Below are 5883 nucleotides of genomic sequence, written 5' to 3'. Positions count from 1 at the left end.
GTGTAAAGGTATATATTATATAAGCTAAACGTCATTTTATAACAAGTTAAACAGGGTTTAATTTTATATAAAAAGAGCATTTAATTGGACAAATAATTAATTATGTGAAATAATAATAACAGATAAGGAGACGTTGTTTTTCCTTAAGTGCTTCGAATTAATTTTATTCAATAAGAGAAGGTGTGCTTAAAGAAGTTAAATTAAATAAGGAGCTGTTTTATTATATGCAACAAAATAATGATTTAAATTTTGAACCTCAAGACGTTAATATTGTCAATCCTAAACAAGCCAGGAAAGCAGTAATTGCTACTGGTATAGGGAACGCAATGGAGTGGTTTGACTTCGGATTATACGCGTATTTAGCGGTAATTTTAAGTCAATTATTCTTCTCAGGTGTTGATAATAGTGGATTGCAACTTGTACTTACATTCGGTACATTTGCAGCAGCCTTTCTCGTTCGACCAATCGGAGGTGTATTCTTTGGTAGAATAGGAGATAAGTACGGCCGAAAAATCGTGTTAAGTACTACTATTATTTTAATGGCACTTTCTACATTATTCATCGCATTACTACCAACCTATGAACAAATTGGTGTATGGGCACCAATACTACTTTTAGTTGCCCGAATGATTCAAGGCTTCTCTACAGGCGGCGAATATTCAGGAGCAATGGTTTATATCGCAGAATCTTCTCCAGATAAAAAGCGTGGTATACTCGGTAGTGGTCTTGAAATTGGAACACTCTCAGGTTACATTGCTGCATCGGTAATTGTTACCATTTTGACGTTATTGTTAACAGATGAGCAAATGCTCAGCTGGGGATGGCGTATTCCGTTCTTAATAGCTGCACCAATTGGTTTGGTCGGTTTATACTTACGCCGTCATCTAGATGAATCTCCAATCTTTGAAGAGATGGAAAAAGCACAAGAGGAATCTGAAGACAATGAACAATTTTCATTTATGGATATTATTAAATATCACAAAAAAGACTTCTTATTAAGCACAGTAATTGTCGCCTTCTTTAATATTACAAATTATATGATTCTTTCGTATATTCCTTCTTATCTAACTCAAGTACTTAAAGTCGAAGAAACAACAGGCTTATTAATTATTTCTATTACGATGGCACTTATGATTCCACTAGCACTATATTTCGGTAAATTAAGTGATAAAATTGGTAATAAACGCGTTGTGCAAATTGGTTTACTTGGTTTAACTGTATTTGCAATTCCAGCATTTTTACTAATAGGTAACGGACATATTGCAGCTATATTTGCAGGTATTTTCGTACTAGGTTTCTTCTTAAGTGTATATGAAGGAACATTACCTTCATTATTACCATCACTCTTTTTCACTGATGTACGTTATCGAGCACTTTCGATCTCATTTAATATTTCTGTATCGATATTCGGTGGAACAACACCGCTCGTATGTTCATACTTAGTTCATGCAACTGGTAACCCGCTCGCACCGGCATTTTATTTAGCAGGTGTAAGTATTATTGGATTAGTTGTATTTAGTGTACTATTCGTTACGACTTCAGGGCGTGCGCTAAAAGGTTCATATCCTACAGTAGAAACGAAAAAAGAAGCACACCTAATCGCTAAAGAAGACCCTGAAGAAACACTTTGGTGGCATGAAGAGTCATTAGAAATTGAAGCAGGGAAGAATGCTTCCATTTAAAAAGCAACGTAGAAGTATAAAAAGACTCCTATGAATATAGGAGTCTTTTTGTTACGTTATTTCTTTCGTTTCTTCAAATTTTTTTGATATGCATAAAGCTTATGAATCTCTTCCTTAAATTCATGTAGAAGTACAGTGTTTGCACCATTTGAATACCGCACAGTATTATAAGCATCTATAATAATATCACTTTGAATATTTACATCTTCTTCATCGTTTATTCTTTCTAGCCAAGTTTCAACAGTTTCTCCCCGTTTTCTATTTAAAGGAGGGGTTAACTTACTCTCTAGCTTGAAAATTTCCTTCCGAATTTCGTTATGCGGTGGTTTATTTCGTTTAAAATGATTTTGGCTCATTCCTTCTTTATCAGTAATGATAGTAGATTCGAAGGCGGGCATATTTGGTAAACTTAAATGTTTTCGTTTTTTTACTATTTTCCAAACGACGTAAATAGCGATAGCTGTACAGACTATTATTGTAGCGCTATTTATGAGTATTGGATCAAAATCAGGAAATTTTTTTCCGTCTTCAATTTTTGGTTTTAAGAGATGTCCTTTATTTGCCCAAACATCTTCAGTATCTTTTAATTCCGCTGCTTTAATTAATGGCATTAAAGCATAGCCGACGCCTAATGCGACTACTTCCGTTATAAAACCAAAAATAAGTCGAATGAAAGGAAATACTTGAACAATTAATATACTCATTAAGCCAATCGTAATGATAGAAGCAAAACGTAATAGTTGTTGTTTGCGATTTGCCCCGGTTAACCAAAATGTAATCATAAGATGCAAGGCTAACATTAATAGTTTCCACAACGGTGGAAAGGGTGCATAAAATATAGCTGAAACAACAAACCATACAATACCACCTAAAGATTTTTGAACTGGATATCCAGGTCCGATCGCATGTACGATAAAGAAAAATAGTGGTAATATGATTGTGCCAAAAAGAGAAAAAGGTAAAAATAAAGAGAAAAGAACGATTTGAAGAACTAAAAGTATTACAAATCCTGTTGTTTTTTTCTGCATAAATTTATGAATAAGAAATACTCCAATATAGCCTGTTGTTAAAAATATTGCAATACTAATTAGTTCATCTCTTTCTGTTAATAATGAAAGCAGGAGGAGCAGAATGAAATCATGAATGTGATATAGCCAAGTTTTCAACTGGTTCCACCATCCCTTCACTAGTAATGAGAAACGTTGGCTGCGAGAGAAGAGGGAGTTCATTTCTTTGTAAACCAATGTATATCATTGTAGACGATCGTTCTCTCTTTCTCTTTACATAATGAAGGAATCCTTGTTTCGGAAGTAACGTACTATCATCTGAAATACGGGCTAATTCTTCTAAAGCTTTTGCATATTGTGTTTGTCCTTCATTTAACGGTACATGTAATGCACCGCCTTCTGCTAATACACTAATAAACAATTCAAACGGAATGTGGTGCTTCGTTGTGTACTGGAAAATGTATGTTGCATATGAAATAAGTTCTTCTACATTATCTTTCCAACCAAATCCACGATCGGCAGCTAAAGAAAGACAAATCGTCCAACTATAATTTTTTACAGGTTCATATTGCTTCGCTTGTAATTGTTGCATTTTAGCAGATGCCTTCCAATGAATAGAGCGGAAAGACTCACGCTCATATCGCTTTACACCGATAATAGATGTTTCATCATTGTAAAAAGAAAAATTCGTTCGATAAAATCCATTCAAAAGTTGCTGAAGTTCTTGCAAACCTGCTACTTCTTTAGGAGAAGGATACACAATAATTTCAGTCCTTAATTTATCAAAAACAGGTAAATGTACAGTTAATAGATGAAATGGATCTTTTAATACACATTCAAACTGTTCAATTTGAAACACACCACGCTTCGTTGCGGTTAATGTTAAACCCCATTTTTGTGCCGAATGTGCAGGTTGTGAAAATGGGAAAGAGAATAATGTTTTTGATATTTGTTCAATGCCTTGCTCTTTATGCGGTATAAGGGACGAATTTAAATGAAAGTAACAAACACCATTAACGAGCGGTATGCTGGCTCCATTTTTTAAATGAATAAAAAACTGTCCAGATTCCTCAGGAAAAAGCCGTGTAGTTTGTTTCTCATTTATGATTTGAAACTTCTTCTCTATGAAAGCGACATATTTATAAATAAAAATCGCAAATATATAATAGAAGAAAAAGAGAAACATAAGCATTCGTTGCGGGAAAAAGAATGTGAAAAGTAACGCGATTGGAACGGTTAGTTGAATAATATGGAGTTGAAAAAATAAAGGCACAGTTACAACACGCTGTCCATTCATGCTTGCTCAATCTCCACAGGTACGTCAACTTCTTTTAAAATACTTTTCATAATATCATTTTTTGTCGTACGTAATGCACCTTCCATTGATAAGACGATACGGTGATTCCAAACAGAAGGAACTAACAATTGTATATCTTCTGGTGTGCAATATTCTCTCCCATGTAAAAAGGCTAAAGCTTGAACAGCACGTACTAAAGCTAATGTGGCACGTGGGCTTACACCGTTAGCGATATAATCATGATTTCTTGTAGCATGAGCAAGTTTAATAATGTAATGTTCTAACGGTTCCGAAACAAATATTTCTTTTACTCGTTTTTGAGATTCTAAAATATCTTCTAATGAGATGACAGATGTGACACTTTCTAATGGTAAATCGTTCCGAAAACGTCGCATCATTTGTAGCTCATCTTCAGGAGTAGGATAACCTATTGAAATCGTCATTAAAAAGCGATCAAGCTGTGCATCTGGAAGAGGGAAAGTCCCTTGTGATTCAATTGGGTTTTGCGTCGCAATAACAAAGAACGGTTTCGGCAGAGGCGTAGATTGTTTTTCGAGCGTCACTTGTCGTTCTTCCATCGCTTCTAACAAACTCGACTGCGTTCTCGGCATTGCACGGTTAATTTCATCTGCCAGCAAAATGTTTGTCATAACTGGTCCAATTCTTAATTCGAATTCGCTTGTTTTTGGGTTGAAGTATTCAATACCTGTTATATCACTTGGAAGCACATCAGGGGTGAATTGAACGCGAGAAAAACTACCACCAATACTTTTGGAAATGGTTTTTGCCAGTAACGTTTTCCCAGTACCAGGCACGTCTTCGAGTAGTGCATGTCCATCAGCAAGAAGTGAAACGAGCAGTAGATCAATAACATTTTCTTTCCCAACAAACACAGATCCGATGCTTTCTTTCAATTTATTTATCATATGTACCATTCCTTTCGTTATAAAAGAGCTAATATTTCTATATTTTAACAAATTATTCAGAAAATTTGTATGTTTTTTTAATTCAAAGAAATGGATATTTAATTATTAAATTACTCTTGCATATTTTGGAATATGATTATACAATATCGATATACGATGTATCGTAAGTCGATATATCATAAGACGATGTATCGGAGGTAGTTATAATGAATGCGAAGGCGCAAAAATATATTCCGTTAACTGAGGCGACATACTACATATTATTGTCACTTGTAAAGCCAATGCATGGCTATGGAATTATGCAAATGGTAGAAGAGATGACAAATGGGGAAGTAAAGCTCGGTCCTGGTACTTTATACGGGAATACGACGAAATTACTTAAAGAAAAATTAATTGTTGAAGTTGCCTCTACAGATAGAAAGAAGTGCTATGAGTTAACGGCGTTTGGGAGAGAAGTGTTAGAGCTAGAATATAACAGATTGCAGAGATCTGTAAGGAATGGAAATAGTATATTAGGGGAGTGAATGGGAAATGGAGACAAAGAAGGTATTCAAACCTTTTGCGATATGGAGCTTGGAAAAAGAAGAAGCTTTTTTAAGAAAAATGCATCAAAAAGGATGGGCTTTACAAAAGTATAATGTAATGTATACGTTTAAGAAAACTGAACCAAAAGATGTAGTATATAAAGCGGATTTTAGACTGGATTATAAAGATTCAAAAGAAAAACAAAAAGAATATATTGAAATATATGAAATGTGTGGATGGAAACATGTAACGAGTTTTGCGAAGTGGAATTATTTTTGTAAAGAAGTAGACGAGGAAAATGAGTTACCTGATATTTATTCAGACAAAGAAACGAAGATACAAAAATTTGTTGAATTGATACAGTTCGTTGCAATTATGTTTGTAATGTTAATTCCAGTGCTTTACTTATGTTTTCTTGGAGTATCAGAATCAGGATTATATAAAGG

General features: G+C 34.3%; 6 protein-coding genes. 3 read left to right on the top strand and 3 right to left on the bottom strand.

The genetic code is table 11. The annotated features are described in order from the left end of the window. Positions 1 to 224 precede the first annotated feature (224 nt). Positions 225 to 1682 (top strand): MFS transporter, encoded by a 1458-nt coding sequence (locus ABWK52_RS26150; RefSeq protein ID WP_001186925.1) that lies wholly within the window; start codon positions 225 to 227, stop codon positions 1680 to 1682. Between the two features lie 56 nt (positions 1683 to 1738). Here ABWK52_RS26150 and ABWK52_RS26145 read toward each other — a convergent pair whose 3' ends face one another. The 3 genes from ABWK52_RS26145 to ABWK52_RS26135 are packed head-to-tail and all read right to left on the bottom strand — an operon-like array spanning position 1739 to position 4912. Next, the gene (locus tag ABWK52_RS26145; protein WP_098541957.1) at positions 1739 to 2848 is read right to left on the bottom strand and encodes a DUF4018 domain-containing protein; all 1110 of its coding nucleotides are present in this window, start codon (positions 2846 to 2848) and stop codon (positions 1739 to 1741) included. Next, entirely contained in the window at positions 2820 to 3986 is a 1167-nt protein-coding gene (locus ABWK52_RS26140) for a DUF58 domain-containing protein (RefSeq protein WP_001014390.1), read from the bottom strand. The genes ABWK52_RS26145 and ABWK52_RS26140 overlap by 29 nt, the downstream gene beginning before the upstream one ends. Further along, entirely contained in the window at positions 3983 to 4912 is a 930-nt protein-coding gene (locus tag ABWK52_RS26135; RefSeq protein WP_098541955.1) for an AAA family ATPase, read from the bottom strand. Before ABWK52_RS26135 ends, ABWK52_RS26140 begins: the two co-directional genes overlap by 4 nt. Before the next feature lie 206 nt (positions 4913 to 5118). On the opposite strand from ABWK52_RS26135, the gene ABWK52_RS26130 reads away from it, so the two are divergent. Both ABWK52_RS26130 and ABWK52_RS26125 read left to right on the top strand, forming a co-directional pair. After that, positions 5119 to 5436 (top strand): PadR family transcriptional regulator, encoded by a 318-nt coding sequence (locus ABWK52_RS26130; RefSeq protein WP_098022288.1) that lies wholly within the window; start codon positions 5119 to 5121, stop codon positions 5434 to 5436. A gap of 7 nt (positions 5437 to 5443) precedes the next feature. After that, a partial coding sequence (locus tag ABWK52_RS26125) for a DUF2812 domain-containing protein (RefSeq protein WP_438825469.1) occupies positions 5444 to 5883 on the top strand: 440 nt, incomplete at its 3' end.

This window comes from Bacillus sp. AP50 (assembly GCF_040492675.1).
In the GTDB taxonomy this organism is placed as follows: domain Bacteria; phylum Bacillota; class Bacilli; order Bacillales; family Bacillaceae_G; genus Bacillus_A; species Bacillus_A cereus.
Note: the sequence above shows the minus strand (reverse complement) of the source record. Positions and strands in the feature narration are given on the sequence as shown.

Coding starts and splice junctions, on each gene's coding strand:
- ABWK52_RS26150 (WP_001186925.1), top strand. CDS start 225: ATGCAACAAAATAATGATTTAAATTTTGAACCTCAAGACGTTAATATT.
- ABWK52_RS26140 (WP_001014390.1), bottom strand. CDS start 3,986: ATGAATGGACAGCGTGTTGTAACTGTGCCTTTATTTTTTCAACTCCAT.
- ABWK52_RS26135 (WP_098541955.1), bottom strand. CDS start 4,912: ATGATAAATAAATTGAAAGAAAGCATCGGATCTGTGTTTGTTGGGAAA.
- ABWK52_RS26130 (WP_098022288.1), top strand. CDS start 5,119: ATGAATGCGAAGGCGCAAAAATATATTCCGTTAACTGAGGCGACATAC.